Origin of the sequence: Cupriavidus sp. HMR-1, from assembly GCF_000319775.1 — a bacterium.
GTDB classification, from domain to species: domain Bacteria; phylum Pseudomonadota; class Gammaproteobacteria; order Burkholderiales; family Burkholderiaceae; genus Cupriavidus; species Cupriavidus metallidurans.
Window position 1 is genome coordinate 12,782 of record NZ_ANKP01000034.1, and the last position, 15,445, is coordinate 28,226.

At 64.6% G+C, this 15,445-nt stretch carries 16 protein-coding genes; all 16 read left to right on the forward strand.

The features are described 5' to 3' along the window. Nucleotides 1-4: 4 nt before the first annotated feature. A complete protein-coding gene (locus tag D769_RS04780) occupies nucleotides 5-1,372 on the forward strand; it encodes an MFS transporter (protein ID WP_017234568.1) in 1,368 nt (455 codons plus the stop codon). 24 nt (nucleotides 1,373-1,396) lie between these two features. Continuing rightward, nucleotides 1,397-3,181 carry an acyl-CoA dehydrogenase gene (locus tag D769_RS04785; protein WP_008642602.1) on the forward strand — a complete coding sequence of 595 codons (1,785 nt, stop codon included), beginning with the start codon at nucleotides 1,397-1,399 and terminating at the stop codon, nucleotides 3,179-3,181. 12 nt (nucleotides 3,182-3,193) lie between these two features. Then, on the forward strand, nucleotides 3,194-3,664 hold the full coding sequence (locus tag D769_RS04790) for a MaoC family dehydratase (RefSeq protein WP_008642609.1): 471 nt from the start codon (nucleotides 3,194-3,196) through the stop codon (nucleotides 3,662-3,664). 21 nt (nucleotides 3,665-3,685) lie between these two features. Next, nucleotides 3,686-4,435 (forward strand): electron transfer flavoprotein subunit beta/FixA family protein, encoded by a 750-nt coding sequence (locus D769_RS04795; protein ID WP_008642611.1) that lies wholly within the window; start codon nucleotides 3,686-3,688, stop codon nucleotides 4,433-4,435. A gap of 34 nt (nucleotides 4,436-4,469) precedes the next feature. Beyond that, nucleotides 4,470-5,402 carry an FAD-binding protein gene (locus D769_RS04800; protein WP_008642612.1) on the forward strand — a complete coding sequence of 311 codons (933 nt, stop codon included), beginning with the start codon at nucleotides 4,470-4,472 and terminating at the stop codon, nucleotides 5,400-5,402. A gap of 14 nt (nucleotides 5,403-5,416) precedes the next feature. Further along, nucleotides 5,417-5,617: a hypothetical protein gene (locus D769_RS31745; protein WP_124988613.1), complete on the forward strand. Its 201-nt coding sequence runs from the start codon at nucleotides 5,417-5,419 to the stop codon at nucleotides 5,615-5,617. Between the two features lie 159 nt (nucleotides 5,618-5,776). Then, nucleotides 5,777-6,688 carry a LysR family transcriptional regulator gene (locus D769_RS04805; protein WP_008642614.1) on the forward strand — a complete coding sequence of 304 codons (912 nt, stop codon included), beginning with the start codon at nucleotides 5,777-5,779 and terminating at the stop codon, nucleotides 6,686-6,688. A gap of 25 nt (nucleotides 6,689-6,713) precedes the next feature. Beyond that, nucleotides 6,714-6,944 (forward strand): EexN family lipoprotein, encoded by a 231-nt coding sequence (locus tag D769_RS04810; RefSeq protein WP_008642615.1) that lies wholly within the window; start codon nucleotides 6,714-6,716, stop codon nucleotides 6,942-6,944. A gap of 226 nt (nucleotides 6,945-7,170) precedes the next feature. Beyond that, a complete protein-coding gene (locus tag D769_RS04815) occupies nucleotides 7,171-9,201 on the forward strand; it encodes a conjugal transfer protein TraG (RefSeq protein ID WP_008642616.1) in 2,031 nt (676 codons plus the stop codon). Then, a complete protein-coding gene (locus D769_RS04820) occupies nucleotides 9,198-9,653 on the forward strand; it encodes a ribbon-helix-helix protein, CopG family (protein ID WP_008642617.1) in 456 nt (151 codons plus the stop codon). Before D769_RS04815 ends, D769_RS04820 begins: the two co-directional genes overlap by 4 nt. Continuing rightward, the gene (gene trbB, locus D769_RS04825) at nucleotides 9,650-10,687 is read left to right on the forward strand and encodes a P-type conjugative transfer ATPase TrbB (RefSeq protein ID WP_008642618.1); all 1,038 of its coding nucleotides are present in this window, start codon (nucleotides 9,650-9,652) and stop codon (nucleotides 10,685-10,687) included. The genes D769_RS04820 and trbB overlap by 4 nt, the downstream gene beginning before the upstream one ends. Further along, nucleotides 10,684-11,067 (forward strand): TrbC/VirB2 family protein, encoded by a 384-nt coding sequence (locus D769_RS04830; protein ID WP_008642619.1) that lies wholly within the window; start codon nucleotides 10,684-10,686, stop codon nucleotides 11,065-11,067. The genes trbB and D769_RS04830 overlap by 4 nt, the downstream gene beginning before the upstream one ends. Next, nucleotides 11,064-11,348 carry a VirB3 family type IV secretion system protein gene (locus D769_RS04835; protein ID WP_008642620.1) on the forward strand — a complete coding sequence of 95 codons (285 nt, stop codon included), beginning with the start codon at nucleotides 11,064-11,066 and terminating at the stop codon, nucleotides 11,346-11,348. The genes D769_RS04830 and D769_RS04835 overlap by 4 nt, the downstream gene beginning before the upstream one ends. A gap of 10 nt (nucleotides 11,349-11,358) precedes the next feature. Next, a complete protein-coding gene (gene trbE, locus D769_RS04840; RefSeq protein ID WP_008642621.1) occupies nucleotides 11,359-13,806 on the forward strand; it encodes a conjugal transfer protein TrbE in 2,448 nt (815 codons plus the stop codon). Beyond that, nucleotides 13,803-14,540 (forward strand): P-type conjugative transfer protein TrbJ, encoded by a 738-nt coding sequence (gene trbJ / locus D769_RS04845; RefSeq protein ID WP_008642622.1) that lies wholly within the window; start codon nucleotides 13,803-13,805, stop codon nucleotides 14,538-14,540. Before trbE ends, trbJ begins: the two co-directional genes overlap by 4 nt. Before the next feature lie 12 nt (nucleotides 14,541-14,552). Beyond that, nucleotides 14,553-15,445, forward strand: an 893-nt coding sequence (gene trbL, locus D769_RS04850) for a P-type conjugative transfer protein TrbL (RefSeq protein ID WP_008642623.1), incomplete at its 3' end; no start/stop codon positions are given.

The window sequence follows — 15,445 nt, forward strand, 5'->3', positions numbered from 1 at the left end:
ACACGTGTGCCAAATCGACATGCAGAAGCTCGCCGACGACGCTCGCTTCAACCGCTTTCATGCCAAGGTGCTTCTATGGTGCCTGTTGATTCTCATCATTGACGGCTATGACATCGCCGTGGTGGGCATCGCCCTGCCGTCCATCATGCAGCAGATGGGCGTGAACGCATCGACTGCCGGTTTCATGGCCAGTTCGGCGCTGTTTGGCATGATGTTCGGTGCTATGGTTCTGGGCACGCTGTCCGACCGGATTGGTCGTCGCTGGGCCCTCTCCATTGGTGTCATGCTGTTCAGTGTGTTCACTGCGGCCGCCGGATTCACCAAGGACCCCATCAGCTTCAGCGTGGTGCGCTTCATTGCTGGCTTGGGGATTGGTGGCGTGCTCCCGGTCATCGTGGCACAGATGGTCGAGTATTCGCCCAAGAAGATCCGCAGCCTGATGACGGCACTGATGACTTCGGGCTACGCACTGGGCGGCATCCTGGCTGCGGTGCTGGGCAAGCAACTGATCGGCGAGTATGGCTGGCAGGCCGTGTTCATCGCGGCGGGGGTGCCCGTGCTGCTAGTTCCGTTCATCCTGAAGTTGGTGCCGGAGTCCATGACCTACCTGATCGCTCAGCGTCGCAATGGTGAGCTAGCCGAAGTGGCACGCCATCTCCAGCCGGGCGGCAAGCACCCGGCGGACGCCCAGTTCTTCGTGCCGGCAGCTGACCGCATGGCAGGTGCACCGGTTACCCGCCTTTTCCAGGACGGGCGGGGCCTGAGCACGGCGCTGTTCTGGGTCGCCTTCTTCTCGGGTCTGTTCATGGTCTATGCGCTCAGTAGCTGGCTGACCAAGCTGATGGCGATGGCTGGCTACAGCCTGGGGTCTGCCCTCAGCTTCGTGATCGCGCTGAATGTTGGCGCGATCATCGGTGCCGTGTGCGGCGGGTGGCTCGCCGACAAGTTCAACATCAAGTGGGTGCTGGTGGCGATGTATGCGCTGGGCGGCGTGCTGCTGTACCTGATGACGTTCCAGACCTTGACCGAGGTGCGCTATCTGATCATTGGCGCGGTCGGCGCCTGCACCACTGGTGCGCAACTGGTGGCCTATGCCTTCTGCGGGCAGTTCTACCCGATGTCCATCCGCTCGACCGGTATCGGCATGGCCTCCGGCGTAGGGCGCCTGGGTGCTATTGCGGCGCCTCTGCTGATCGGCCAGATCGTCGCACTGGAACTACCGCTGGAACAGAACTTCCTGGTGATCGGCGGTTTCGGAGTCCTCGGCGCAATCGCCCTGGCGTTTATCAAGTACGGCGGCCCGACGTCGGCGACTCCGCAAGAGGCCGTGCCAGAACTGCGCCCGTTGCAGCCGACACCGCAAAACGCTTGATCGCTACCATCAAAGGAGTCCGCCATGTCTGTCTATACCGCGCCCTTGCGCGACATGCTGTTCACGATGAAGGAAGTCGGAGGCCTGGAAGCGATCTGCGCCCAGCCCGGCCATGAAGAGACCACACCCGACCTGGTCGAGGCCATCCTGCAGGAGGCAGCCCACTATGCCGCCGGCGTGCTGGATTCACTCAACCGTACGGGCGATGTGCAGGGCGCGCGCTGGCACGATGGCGAGGTCACGCCCGCCGATGGCTTTCGCGAGGCCTGGTCCAGCTTCTGCGAGAACGGCTGGATTGGAATGCCGGCCTCCACAGAGTGGGGCGGTCAAGGACTGCCCACGCTGGTGTCCACCGCCGTGCTGGAGATGTGGAAATCGTCCAACCTGGCCTTCAGCCTGTGCCAGATGCTCACGCTCGGTGCCGTGGAGGCGATTGCCCACCACGGCAGCGAGGCGCTCAAGCAGCGCTTTCTGGAGCCCATGGTCGCCGGCCGCTGGACCGGCACCATGAATCTCACCGAGCCGCAGGCCGGATCCGATCTGGCCGCGCTGCGCAGCCGCGCCGTGCCCGAGGGGGATCACTACCGCATCAGCGGCAACAAGATCTTCATCACCTGGGGCGAGCACGACATGACCGAGAACATCGTGCACTTGGTGCTTGCCCGGCTGCCCGATGCGCCGCCGGGCGTGAAAGGCATCTCGCTGTTTCTGTGCCCGAAGTTCCTGGTCAATGACGACGGCTCCCTGGGCGAACGCAACGACCTGGCCTGCACCTCGATCGAGCACAAGCTGGGCATCCACGGCAGCCCCACGGCCTCTATGACTTTCGGCGACAACGGGGGCGCGATCGGTTATCTCGTCGGCGAGCCGCACCAGGGGCTGGCGTGCATGTTCACCATGATGAACCACGCACGGCTGAACGTCGGGCTGGAGGGCGTGGGCGTTTCCGAGCGTGCCTACCAGCATGCCCGGGCCTATGCGCTCGAGCGCGTGCAGGGCAAGCCGGCGCTGGCCGGCAGCAGCACCATCGCTGGCCACCCCGACGTGCGGCGCATGCTGATGGACATGAAGGCGCGCACCGAGGCCATGCGCGCGCTGGCCTATTTCTGTGCCGGCCAGATGGACCGCGCCGCCGGACACCCCGATGCGCAGGAGCGCGCGCAGGCACAGGCCCTGGTTGGCCTGCTGACGCCTGTGGTCAAAGGCTGGTGCACCGACAGCGCACAGGGCATCACCTCCGATGGCCTGCAGATTCATGGCGGCATGGGCTATATCGAGGAAACCGGGGCCGCGCAGTACTTCCGCGATGCCCGCATCACGACGATCTATGAAGGTACCACCGGCATCCAGGCCAACGACCTGATCGGCCGCAAGCTGGCACGCGAGGGGGGACGCACGCTGAAGGGCTTGTTGACACGTATCGACAGCGATGCGCGCCGGTTGATGGATGCGCGCGACCCGGAGCTCTCGTCCATCGGCGACGCGTTGATGAGAGCAGTTCGGGCTCTGGAGGACGGGGCTGACTGGCAGCTGGCCCACAGTGACGCGCAGCCGCAGGACTGCGCCGCGGGGGCGGTGCCTTTCCTGCGATTGGCGGGCACCGTGATCGGTGGCTGGCTGTCGGCGCGCATGGCCGAAGCCGCCACGGCGCAGTTGGCGGCGGATTCCAGCGATGCGGGCTTTCTGCGGGCCAAGCGCATCACGGCCAGCCACTATGCGACGCACATCCTGGTGGAGGCCTCCGCGCTGCGCGACATCGTGGTCCATGGCGCGGCCAGCACGTTGGCATTGTCGGACGACCAGCTCTGAGAGATATAGACGATGAACGACCTGAATGGCTACGACGTCGAGGATCTGCAGCCGGGCATGAACGCCTGCTTCTCGAAGACCATTACCGAAGCGGACATCGTGATGTTTGCTGGCGTCTCCGGCGATACCAATGCGGTACATCTCAACGAAGAGTTCGCGGCCACGACGCGATTTGGCGCACGCATCGCGCACGGCTTTCTGACGGCCAGCGTGATTTCTGCAGCGGTCGCAAACCGGCTGCCGGGGCCAGGTACGGTCTATCTGGGGCAGCAATTGCGCTTCAAGGTGCCTGTCAAACCGGGCGACACCGTTCATGCCGCGGTCACCGTACTGTCGGTGGAGGTGGCCAAGGCACGGGCAGTGCTGTCCACGGTCTGCCGAGTCAAGGACACCGTAGTCATCGAGGGCGAGGCAACGGTGATGATCACTTCGCGTGCGCAGCGCGCAGCAAGCGAGCTCCAGGCCATGCCCTCGGTGGCCTGAACCTCAATAGGAAATCCTCTCATGAAAATTCTCGTATCCGTAAAACGCGTGGTGGACTACAACGTCAAGGTGCGTGTGAAGTCCGACGGCAGCGGCGTGGACATCGCCAACGTCAAGATGAGCATGAACCCCTTCGACGAGATTGCTGTTGAGGAAGCCGTGCGCCTGAAAGAAAAAGGCGTGGTCACCGAAGTGATCGCCGTCTCCTGCGGCGTGGCCCAGTGCCAGGAAACGCTGCGCACTGCCATGGCCATCGGCGCCGACCGCGGCATCCTGGTCGAGACCAATGAAGAACTGCAGCCGCTGGCCGTGGCCAAGCTGCTCAAGGCTCTGATCGAAAAGGAACAGCCCGGCCTCGTGATCCTGGGCAAGCAGGCCATCGACGACGACTGCAACCAGACGGGTCAGATGCTGGCGGCGCTGGCCGACCTGCCGCAAGCCACCTTCGCCTCCAAGGTCGAGATCGCTGGCGACAAGGTGAACGTGACCCGCGAAGTGGACGGCGGCCTCGAAACCCTGGCGCTGAACATACCTGCGGTCATCACCACCGACCTGCGCCTGAACGAGCCGCGCTACGTCACGCTGCCCAACATCATGAAGGCCAAGAAGAAACAGCTGGACACCTTCAAGCCCGAGGAACTGGGCGTGGACGTGGCACCCCGCATCAAGACGCTGAAGGTCAGCGAGCCGCCCAAGCGCGGCGCCGGAGTCAAGGTGCCCGACGCGGCCACCCTCATTGACAAGCTCAAGAACGAAGCCAAGGTCATCTAAGGCTCATCACAACAACATCGAAAGGACACCAGCCATGACCGCACTCGTTATTGCAGATCACGACAACGCAAGCATCAAGAGCGCCACCCTCAACACCGTCACGGCCGCCAAGGCCTGCGTCGGTGACGTGCACGTGCTCGTCGCCGGCGAGAACGCCGCCGCCGCTGCTGCCGCCGCCGCCCAGATCGCTGGCGTCGCCAAGGTCATCCACGCCGACGGCGCGAGCCTGAAGCACGGCCTGGCCGAGAACATCGCCGCCCAGGTGCTGGCCATCGCGGGCAACTACAGCCACATCCTGTTCCCAGCCACCGCCGGCGGCAAGAACGTGGCCCCCCGCGTGGCCGCCAAGCTCGACGTGGCGCAGATCAGCGACATCACCAAGGTCGACGGCCCCGACACCTTCGAGCGCCCCATCTACGCCGGCAACGCCATCGCCACCGTGCAATCGGGCGACGCCACCAAGGTCATCACCGTGCGCGGCACTGGCTTCGACGCCGCGTCCGCCACCGGTGGCGCAGCAGCGGTCGAGACCGTCGCCGCCGTCGCCGACTCCGGCAAGAGCAGTTTCGTGGGTTCCGAGATCGTCAAGAGCGACCGTCCCGAGCTGACGGCCGCCAAGATCATCGTCTCGGGTGGCCGGGCGCTGGGCAGCGAAGAGAAGTTCAAGGAAGTCATCACCCCGCTGGCCGACAAGCTGGGCGCCGCCATCGGTGCCAGCCGCGCCGCGGTGGACGCGGGCTACGCCCCCAACGACCTGCAGGTCGGCCAGACCGGCAAGATCGTGGCGCCGCAGCTGTACATCGCCTGCGGCATCTCGGGCGCCATCCAGCACCTGGCGGGCATGAAGGACTCCAAGGTGATCGTGGCGATCAACAAGGACCCGGAGGCACCGATCTTCTCGGTGGCCGACTACGGGCTGGAGGCGGACCTGTTTGCCGCCGTGCCGGAGATGACAGCAATTATCTAAATAGGAGCATGACTATGGCCTTGCTGCGCCAGTATTTGTTCGAACTGCGAGCGGCCCTTGAGGCAGGCGCGGCAAGTTGCGATAGCCAAGAAGTGCCGAGTATATTGAATCCCTGTTTTACCGAAATTGCTGCTATCGATCCATCAACCATGGCGGAATCAAATGTGCTATTCAGACCATCTTCGATTGTCAACAAGGTACCACTAGTTCAATGAAGCGGGTCTTGTAGTAATCGCACTCAGTCGCTAACTCGCCGACAACGACTTACAGGCTCGATATATTGGTACATCGGCATTACGACCGGTATTCTCCGCCTTCAAAGTCCCAAGAATCCGGGGGGGGGCTTGCGTGTCGCAGGAATGGAAAATTTTCCAATGGAGCTTAGACATTTACGCTACTTTCTCACGGTCGCCGAGGAGCTTCACTTTGCTCGGGCTGCAGAAAAACTGCATATGGATCAGTCACCTCTATCCCGTGCCATCAAAGATCTGGAAGACGAACTAGGAGCAAAGCTATTCACCCGTACCACACGCAACATTCGACTGACTCATGCCGGCAAAGTATTTCTGGAGCGGGTTCCACGTATCTTTGAGGCACTGGAACAAGCGCGCGATGGTGCGAAATCGGCCGCCAGTGGGTTTCATGGCCAGTTGCGCATTGCCCTGTCCGACGGTATCACGCCATCGCGGCTGCCTGCCTTGCTGGCCCGTAGCCGCGAGGAAGAGCCCGAAGTAGAAATCCGCCTGTTCGAGGTACCACTGGATCAGCAGATCAGAGGCTTGCAAGAAGACCTGTACGACGCGGGCTTGTCTATGGCGGACGAGGTAGGCGACGGCATCGTGACGACTCCCGCGTGGGATGACGAATTGATGGTGGCGCTGTCTTTGCGCCACCCCTTGCTGGAGCACCGGCGCATTCCGCTGGAGATGGTGTTGCAGCAACGGTTGGTGCTCGGCGACCCGGCCGCATGCCAGGGGCATACTCGCCAGATAGACCGCATCCTGCAGAAGCGGGACGAGGAGTTGCAGATCCTCCAGCGCGTTGCCACCTTCGACGTGATGATGGCCCTGGTATCCGCAGGACTGGCGGTTGGTCTGGCAGGTGCAGCGCATATCGCATCCAGTAAAGAGCCTGGAGTCAAGGCCCGTCAGTTGGCGGGAACGCCACCCATGCTGACAACTTATCTGCTGCGTCGAGATACTGAACCGTCACCGATGCTGACCCGGTTCATTCAACGTGTCGTCACCATGGATTCGGCTGGTGCCGATAACGTGACCGATTCGTGAATCCGAAATCCAAAGGACGCTCGCCATGAACAAAATCGTGATGTCCGTGATTGCCGTTGTGATGACGGCCTGTGGTCCTGCCAATCCTACAGAGACAGTGGATGAGCTGGTGGCGAACCCCGCACGCATCAAGGAAATCCAGCGCCAATGCAAGGAAGATCGCGCGAAGATCGGCGATGAACTTTGCATGCGCGCAGCCGCAGCCGCCGAACGGCGCTTCTTCGGCGACAGGCCGGAGCAGAAGAAAGCCCCGTAGCCCACGCAAGGCGCACCGGCGTCGCGCTTCTGCGACAGCTTGCGCACTGTTACCTCGATACGCCGCAGCGCCTTTGTGCCTGCGGCATTTTTATTGTCTTCGCCACAGCAAGAACTATGGCTTTTTAAGCCTTAATCCCGGCGATTTCAGTCTTTGACCGGTACTCCCTATGGCATTGATCCTGATAGGGGCGGCACGTTGTTGTGCCGTTCTCGGAGGCAGGATCATGCAAGGGACGAACGTGCTGTTCGGTCAGATTGCCGTCGTATTCGGCATCGTGATCGCCGGAGTGTGGAGCGCCACGCAATGGACGGCAGCGGCTCTGGGGTACCAGCTACGCCTGGGATCGCCGTGGTTCGATTTCCTCGGCACGCCGGTCTATCACCCGTGGCGCCTGTTCGAGTGGTGGTTCTTCTTCGATGCCTACGCGCCGCATGTCTTCGACGTGGGCGGGGTCATTGCAGCGGGCAGTGGCCTGTTCGCGGTGCTGGTCGCCATCGGCATGTCGATCTGGCGCTCGCGCCAGTCCAAGCTGGTCACGACCTATGGCTCTGCGCGCTGGGCCAACGCGGAGGACATTCACAAAGCGGGCCTTGACCAGTCCGCGGGCGTGTTCCTCGGCCTGCATCGCCAGCAGTACCTGCGCCATGAAGGCCCGGAACACGTCCTGACCTTCGCGCCCACCCGCTCGGGCAAGGGTGTGGGCCTAGTGGTGCCGACCCTGCTGTCGTGGCCCGCATCCGCCGTCATCCACGACATCAAGGGCGAGAACTGGAGCATTACCGCAGGTTGGCGTTCGCGCTTCTCGCACTGCCTGCTGTTCAACCCGACGGATAGCCAGTCGGCGGCCTACAACCCGCTGCTCGAAGTGCGGCGCGGCGGGCATGAGGTGCGCGACGTGCAGAACATCGCGGACATCCTGGTCGATCCAGAAGGCGCACTGGAGCGGCGCAACCACTGGGAGAAGACTTCGCATGCGCTGCTGGTTGGAGCCATCCTGCATGTGCTCTACGCGGGCGAAGACAAGACGCTGCGCGGCGTGGCGAACTTCCTTTCCGATCCTGCCTGCCCATTCGATCTGACCTTGCACCGCATGATGACCACGCCCCACCTCGTGAATGAGGAGGGTGGTGGCCCGCATCCGGTGGTGGCTTCAGCGGCGCGCGAAGTGCTCAACAAGAGCGACAACGAGCGCTCGGGCGTGCTGTCCACGGCCATGTCGTTCTTGGGCCTCTACCGCGACCCTACGGTGGCCGAAGTCACGTCGCGCTGCGACTGGCGCATCGCTGACCTGATCGCGGCCGAGCATCCGGTGTCGCTGTACTTGGTGGTGCCGCCTTCGGACATTTCGCGGACGAAGCCGCTGATCCGCCTGATCCTCAACCAGATCGGGCGACGCCTCACCGAATCGCTTGACGGCTCCGATGGCATCGAGCGCCGCCACAAGCTGCTGCTGATGCTCGATGAATTCCCCGCGCTCGGGCGGCTGGATTTCTTCGAGACGGCGCTGGCCTTCATGGCGGGCTACGGCATCCGCAGCTTCCTGATCGCGCAGAGCCTGAACCAGATCGATAAGGCCTACGGCCAGAACCATTCGATCCTGGACAACTGCCATGTGCGCGTGACCTTCGCCACCAACGATGAGCGCACCGCCAAGCGGATATCCGAGACACTGGGAACCGCCACCGAACTGCGCGCGCAGCGCAACTATGCCGGCCATCGGCTCGCGCCCTGGCTGGGGCACCTCATGGTGTCACGGCAGGAGACAGCCCGCCCGCTGCTGACGGCCGGCGAAGTCATGCAGCTACCGCCCGACGAGGCGGTGGTGATGGTCTCCAGCGTGGCGCCGATCAAGGCCAGGAAGCTGCGCTACTACGCGGACGCCAACTTCAAGCGACGGGTGCTGCCGCCGCCGGTGCTCGCCGCGGGGCGCTATGCCGACGTGCCGCCGGCCCGTGCGGATGACTGGAGTGGGCTGGCGATTCCCGCCGTGCCCGTCGCACCGGCCGCGGCATCGGCCGATGGCCTGGAGCACCTGGGTTCGACCGATGACGGCGGCCCGCGCCGTCAGCCCGAACTCTCCGAGACCGTCGCCTACGACCCCGACCTGGTTGCGCCCGCAGCCGACCTCGGGCTGCTCGATGACGACGACATGCCTTTGCCTCTTTCGGTCTCCCTCCCGCGCCAGCTCGACCCGGCCCTGCAGCGCACGGCCCGGCTGGCATCCCTCGACCCTGACGACGGAATCGCGCTATGAGTCAGCACCGCTTGAATCTCTTCATCCAGCCCGAGCACGCCAGGCGGCTCGACGAACTGGCCGCCGCCAAGGGCGTGTCCAAGTCCAGCATCGTCGCGGCAGCGCTTGCATCGTGGCTGTCGCCCGACGCTGGCGACCAGCGCGAAGCCGCCATCGCCAAGCGACTGGATCGCCTGTCGCGCCACGCCGAGCGCCTGGAGCGCGACCAGAACATTGCCATCGAAACGCTGGCGCTGTTCATCCGCTACTTCCTGACCGTCAGCACACCTGTTCCCGAGGCCCATCAGGACGCCGCCCGCGCCCAGGGCAAGGCCCGCTTCGAGCAGTTTGTCGAACAGCTTGGCCGCCACCTGCTGCGTGGGCGCAGTCTGGTGCGCGACGTGGTGGACGAACTGAATCCCGATCCGATGCGGATGGCGGACACGGCCGAAGCACAGGAGCGAGCCTCATGAGCGCCGTTCCTTCCTCCTTCACGGCCACATCGCTGGATCGCCGCATCCAGATGCTGCGCACGGCAATGGGGCCGCTGATCGCTGCCGCGCTCGAAGACCCGGACGTGGTGGAAATCATGCTCAATCCCGACCGGACGCTCTGGGTGGATCGCCTGTCCACGGGCCGCGCGCCGATGGGCGTGGAGCTGTCCGAGGCCGATGGCGAACGCATCATCCGCCTCGTGGCTGCCCACGTCGGCGCCGAAGTGCATCGGGGTCAGCCACTGCTGACAGCCGAGCTGCCGGAAACCGGCGAACGCTTCGAGGGCATCCTGCCGCCCGCTGCACCGGGGCCAGCCTTCGCGCTGCGCAAGCGCGCCTTCGGCGTGATCCCGTTGTCGCGCTACATCGAGGACGGGATGATGACCGCCGCACAGGCGGGCCTGCTGGTGCGCGCTGTGCGCGAGCGCCAGAACATCCTGATCGCCGGTGGGACGAGTACCGGCAAGACCACCCTGGCCAATGCGTTGCTGGCCGAGATCGCCGCCACCGGCGACCGCGTGCTGGTGCTCGAAGACACGGTGGAGCTGCAATGCGCAGCCCGCGACCACGTACCGCTGCGCACACGCCAGGGCGTGGTGTCCATGACCGAGCTGGTGCGGTCTTCGATGCGCCTGCGCCCGGATCGTGTCGTCGTCGGCGAGGTGCGCGGCGCCGAGGCGCTGGATCTCATCAAGGTCTGGGGCACCGGCCATCCAGGCGGCGTCGCCACCATCCACGCCGGCTCCGCGCTGGGCGCATTGCTGCGCCTGGAGCAACTGATTCTCGAAGTGGCGGTGAACCCGCCCCGTGCGCTGATCGCGGAAGCGGTCAATGTGGTCATCCACATCGCCGGGCGCGGGCGCAAGCGCCGCATCGAGAGCATCGCCCGCGTCGTCGGCTTCGATGGCGTGGGCTACCAACTGGCGGATGCACTGGAGGCTCCATTCCCGGAGCTGCTGCCGCAGTCCGACCTTTCCTCCCCGTCCCCTGACCACTCTGGAGAACTGCCATGACGCAGATGATCGTTCCTGCTTTCCGTACTTCCGCAAATCCTCTTCGCCGGCCCGCGCGGCTGGATAACCTGGCTCGCCCGGCCATGCAAGGCTTGATGCTCGCGGCGCTGATGCTGCTGCTTGCGGGCACCGCCCAGGCCGCGGGTTCCTCGATGCCCTGGGAAGGGCCGCTGCAATCCATCCTCGAATCCATCCAGGGGCCGGTGGCCCGGATCATCGCGGTCATCATCATCATCGCCACGGGCCTGGCGCTGGCCTTCGGCGATACCTCGGGCGGGTTCCGCAAGCTGATCCAGATCGTCTTCGGTCTGTCGATCGCGTTTGCCGCGTCCTCGTTCTTCCTGTCGTTCTTCAGCTTCTCGGGCGGGGCCGTCGTATGAACGCGGCCCACGATGGCGTGCAGGGCTTCGCTCCCGGCTTTGAGGTGCCGCTGCATCGCTCGCTGACCGAGCCGATTTTGATGGGCGGCGCTCCGCGCACCGTGGCCATCACCAACGGCACCTTGGCCGCTGCCGTGGGCCTGGGCTTGCAGATGTGGATTCCCGGCGTGGTGCTCTGGATCGTCGGTCATGCGCTGGCGGTTTGGGGCGCGCGCGTCGATCCGCAGTTCATGCAGGTCTTCGCCCGCCACATCAAGCACCGGCCGCTGCTGGACGTGTGAGGGGAATGCCATGCTGAACCTTGCCGAATACCGCCAGCGGCCCGCATTGCTGGCCGACTGGCTGCCCTGGGCCGGGCTGGTTGCGCCGGGCGTCGTGCTGAACAAGGATGGCTCGTTCCAGCGCACGGCGCGCTTTCGTGGCCCCGACCTCGACAGTGCCACGCAGGGCGAGCTGATCTCTACGTCAGCACGATTGAACAACGCGTTGCGCAGGCTGGGTTCGGGCTGGGCCTTGTTCATCGAAGCCGAGCGCCGGCCCGCCGCCAACTACCCGCACTCGGAGTTTCCCGAGCCGCTGTCGTGGCTGGTAGACGAGGAACGCCGCGCCGCCTTCCAGGACTCGGGCAACCACTTCGAGAGCGGCTACCACCTGACGCTGATGTATCTGCCGCCCGAGGAGGCACGCGCCCGCGCGGCGGGCCTGCTCTACGAGAACCGTCCGACCGAAGGCGTGGACTGGCGCGAGCGCCTGACGGCCTTCGTCGCGGAAACGGATCGCATCTTTGACCTGCTCGATGGCGTGATGCCGGAGATCGCGTGGCTCGATGACAGCCAGACGCTGACCTACCTGCACTCGACCATCTCCACGCGGTGCTATCGCGTCGGTGTGCCGGAAGTGCCATTCCATCTCGATGCGCTGCTGGCCGATTCCGCGCTCATTGGCGGGCTGGCGCCCATGCTGGGCGATCAGCACCTGCGCGTGGCGACGGTGCGCGGCTTCCCGACCTCGACCTGGCCGGGGATTCTGGATGACCTCAACCGCCTCGGCTTTGCGTATCGCTGGTCAACCCGGTTCCTGTGCCTCGACAAAGCCGATGCGGAAAAGGAGCTTTCCCGCCTGCGCCGCCAATGGTTCGCCAAGCGCAAGAACGTCATCGCATTGCTGCGCGAAACCATCTTCCAGCAGGAAACCCCGCTGGTCGATACCGACGCGAGCAAAAAATCGGCGGATGCCGATGCGGCGTTGCAGGAGCTGGGCAGCGACCAAGTGGCCTTCGGCTATGTCACCACCACGGTGACGGTGCTCGATGCCGACCCGGCGAAGGCCGATGAGAAGCTGCGCATGGTGGAACGCGTCATCCAGGGGCGCGGCTTTGTGACGATCCCCGAAACGCTCAATGCCGTGGATGCCTGGCTATCGTCGATTCCGGGGCACGCCTACGCGAACGTGCGCCAGCCCATCATCTCGACGCTGAATCTGGCACATCTGATGCCGGTGTCCGCCGTATGGGCCGGGCCGGAGAAGAACGACCACCTCGACGGCCCGCCGCTGATCGTCACGCGCACCGAGGGGGCAACGCCGTTCCGGCTGGTGACGCACATTGGCGACGTGGGCCATACCTTGGTGGCCGGCCCCACGGGCATGGGCAAGTCGGTCTTGCTCGCCACCTTGGCGATGCAGTTCCGTCGTTATCGCGGCTCGCGCATCTTCGCCTTCGACATGGGGCGCTCGATGCGCGCCACCATCCTGGGCTTGGGCGGCGAGCACTACGACCTGGGCACGGATGGAGAAATTGCCTTCCAGCCGCTCGCCCGCATCGACCGCGAGGGCTATCGCACCTGGGCGGCCGAATGGCTCGAAGGCCGCTTGCGGCATGAGGGTGTCGCGGTCGGCCCCGACGAGAAGGTGGCCATCTGGTCGGCACTCGGCAGTCTCGCCGGTGCTCCGCTGGAGCAGCGCACGATGACCGGGCTTTCCGTCTTGCTGCAATCGAACGCACTGCGGCAAGCGCTGGCGCCCTATGTGCTAGGTGGCGCACACGGCAAGTTGCTGGATGCGGATTCGGATCGCCTGGGCGCTGGTTCCGTGCAGTGCTTCGAGATGGAGGAACTGATGCACAGCAAGGCCGCTGTCATGGCCGTGCTGCATTACCTCTTTGCGCGCTTCGATGAACGCTTTGACGGTGCGCCGACGCTGCTGATCCTCGACGAAGCGTGGCTGTTTCTCGATGACCCGGTGTTTGCGGCGCACATCCGCCAGTGGCTCAAGACGCTCAGGAAGAAGAACGTCAGCGTCATCTTTGCCACGCAGAGCCTGGCGGACATCAAGGATTCGAGCATCGCGCCGGCCATCATCGAGAGCTGCGCGAGCCGCATCTTCCTGCCCAACCCGCAGGCGACCGAGCCGCAGATTCGCACGATCTACGAAGGCTTCGGGCTCAACAGCCGCCAGATCGAGATCGTGGCGACTGCACAGCCCAAGCGGGACTACTACTACCAGTCGCGTCTCGGCAATCGCCTGTTCGACCTCGACCTGGGCGCCGCGACCTTGGCCTTCGCGGGTGCGTCCACGCCGCAAGACCAGCGCGACATCGACGCGGTGCTCGCTGCCGCCACCACCTCCACATCTTCCGCTTCCACCCCGTTCGCGGCCACCTGGCTGCGCCATCGCGGCCTGCATTGGGCCGCCGAACTGCTGTCCTCGTTTCCTTCCCACCCGCAGGAGAACTCACCATGAAAACCCGCATCCTTCCCGCCGCAATCGCCGCCGTCCTGACCGGCTCCCTGATGTTCGCCCAGCCCGCGGCGGCCCTCATCGTGTTCGATCCGTCCAACTTCGTGCAGAACATGCTGACGGCCATCCAGACGCTGCAGCAGCTCTACAACCAGATCAAGCAGTTGCAGAACGAGGCCAAGATGTTGGAGAACCAGGCGCGCAACCTGGCGAGCTTGCCATCCAGCGTGGTCGGTCAGTTGCGCGCCAACCTGGCGTTGACCCAGCGGCTGATCGACCAGGCCAAGGGCCTGGCCTACGACGTGACGAACATGGACAAGGAGTTCAAGCGCCTGTATCCCGAGCAGTACGCTGCCACCGTGAGCGGCGACCAGATGTACCGGGACACGCAGGAACGCTGGAAGAACACGCTCACCAGCCTGCAGACCGCGATGCAGATGCAGGCCCAGGCCTCGCAGAACCTCAAGGATGACGAGGCCGTGCTGGCTGACCTCGTGGGTAAGAGCCAATCGGCCGTGGGCGCGCTGCAAGCGATGCAGGCCATGAACCAGTTGCTGGCCCTGCAGGCCAAGCAGTCGATCCAGACGCAACGCTTGCAGCTCACGCAGGATCGCGCCGTATCGCTGGAGCAGGCGCGGCAGGCCGCGGCCACGGAGCGCGGGCGCGAAATCACGCGGCGCTTTCTGGGCTCTGGAACGCCATACACGCCGCACCCCGTCGATTTCTACAACCGCTGACGGGGCCGGGCCATGAACGACGTATCGGTCATCGACCGCTTTCTCGATGTTTTCTCGCGCTACATCGACTCGGGCTTTGGGCTGCTGCAGGGCGAGGTGGCGTTTCTGACAGCCACGCTGATCGTCATCGACATGACGCTCGCCGGACTGTTCTGGGCGATGGGCCATGCCAGCGGCCAGGGCGAGGACGTGATCGCCAAGCTGATCCGCAAGGTGCTCTATGTGGGCGCCTTCGCCTACATCATCGGCAACTTCAACATGCTCGCGGGCGTGGTGTTTCGCTCTTTCGCGGGGCTGGGCCTGACGGCCAGCGGTTCCAGCGTGAGCATGGGCAACTTCCTGCAGCCGGGGCGGCTGGCCAAGACCGGCATCGACGCGGCGGCCCCCATCCTGGAGCAGATCAAGCAGATGGCGGGCTTCCCGGAGGTGTTCGTCAACATCACCTCCATCGTGGTGCTGTTCCTCGCGTGGGGCATCGTCCTCCTGTGCTTCTTCGTGCTGGCGGTGCAGCTCTTCGTGACGCTGATCGAGTTCAAGCTGACCACGCTCGCGGGCTTCGTGTTGGTGCCGTTCGCCCTCTGGAACAAGACGGCGTTCCTGGCCGAGAAGGTGCTGGGCAATGTGGTGTCTTCGGGCATCAAGGTGCTGGTGCTCGCGGTCATCGTGGGGATCGGCACCGGGCTGTTTGCCGAGTTCAGGATTCCCGCAGGTGCCGAGCCCTCCATCGACCAGGCGCTGGTCATCATGCTGGCTTCGCTGTCCATGCTGGCCCTGGGCATCTTCGGGCCGGGCATTGCCACCGGGCTGGTGTCCGGCGGGCCACAGCTTGGAGCCGGTGCGATGGCCGGAGCAACGCTGGGGGCCGCAGGCGCTGCCATTGGCGTCGGGGCTGCGGCTGCTGGCGT

Excerpts from the sequence above, each read along its gene's own strand:
- D769_RS04785 (WP_008642602.1), top strand. The coding sequence starts at position 1,397 with ATGTCTGTCTATACCGCGCCCTTGCGCGACATGCTGTTCACGATGAAG.
- D769_RS04790 (WP_008642609.1), top strand. The coding sequence starts at position 3,194 with ATGAACGACCTGAATGGCTACGACGTCGAGGATCTGCAGCCGGGCATG.
- D769_RS04795 (WP_008642611.1), top strand. The coding sequence starts at position 3,686 with ATGAAAATTCTCGTATCCGTAAAACGCGTGGTGGACTACAACGTCAAG.
- D769_RS04800 (WP_008642612.1), top strand. The coding sequence starts at position 4,470 with ATGACCGCACTCGTTATTGCAGATCACGACAACGCAAGCATCAAGAGC.
- D769_RS31745 (WP_124988613.1), top strand. The coding sequence starts at position 5,417 with ATGGCCTTGCTGCGCCAGTATTTGTTCGAACTGCGAGCGGCCCTTGAG.
- D769_RS04805 (WP_008642614.1), top strand. The coding sequence starts at position 5,777 with ATGGAGCTTAGACATTTACGCTACTTTCTCACGGTCGCCGAGGAGCTT.
- D769_RS04810 (WP_008642615.1), top strand. The coding sequence starts at position 6,714 with ATGAACAAAATCGTGATGTCCGTGATTGCCGTTGTGATGACGGCCTGT.
- D769_RS04815 (WP_008642616.1), top strand. The coding sequence starts at position 7,171 with ATGCAAGGGACGAACGTGCTGTTCGGTCAGATTGCCGTCGTATTCGGC.
- D769_RS04820 (WP_008642617.1), top strand. The coding sequence starts at position 9,198 with ATGAGTCAGCACCGCTTGAATCTCTTCATCCAGCCCGAGCACGCCAGG.
- trbB (WP_008642618.1), top strand. The coding sequence starts at position 9,650 with ATGAGCGCCGTTCCTTCCTCCTTCACGGCCACATCGCTGGATCGCCGC.
- D769_RS04830 (WP_008642619.1), top strand. The coding sequence starts at position 10,684 with ATGACGCAGATGATCGTTCCTGCTTTCCGTACTTCCGCAAATCCTCTT.
- D769_RS04835 (WP_008642620.1), top strand. The coding sequence starts at position 11,064 with ATGAACGCGGCCCACGATGGCGTGCAGGGCTTCGCTCCCGGCTTTGAG.
- trbE (WP_008642621.1), top strand. The coding sequence starts at position 11,359 with ATGCTGAACCTTGCCGAATACCGCCAGCGGCCCGCATTGCTGGCCGAC.
- trbJ (WP_008642622.1), top strand. The coding sequence starts at position 13,803 with ATGAAAACCCGCATCCTTCCCGCCGCAATCGCCGCCGTCCTGACCGGC.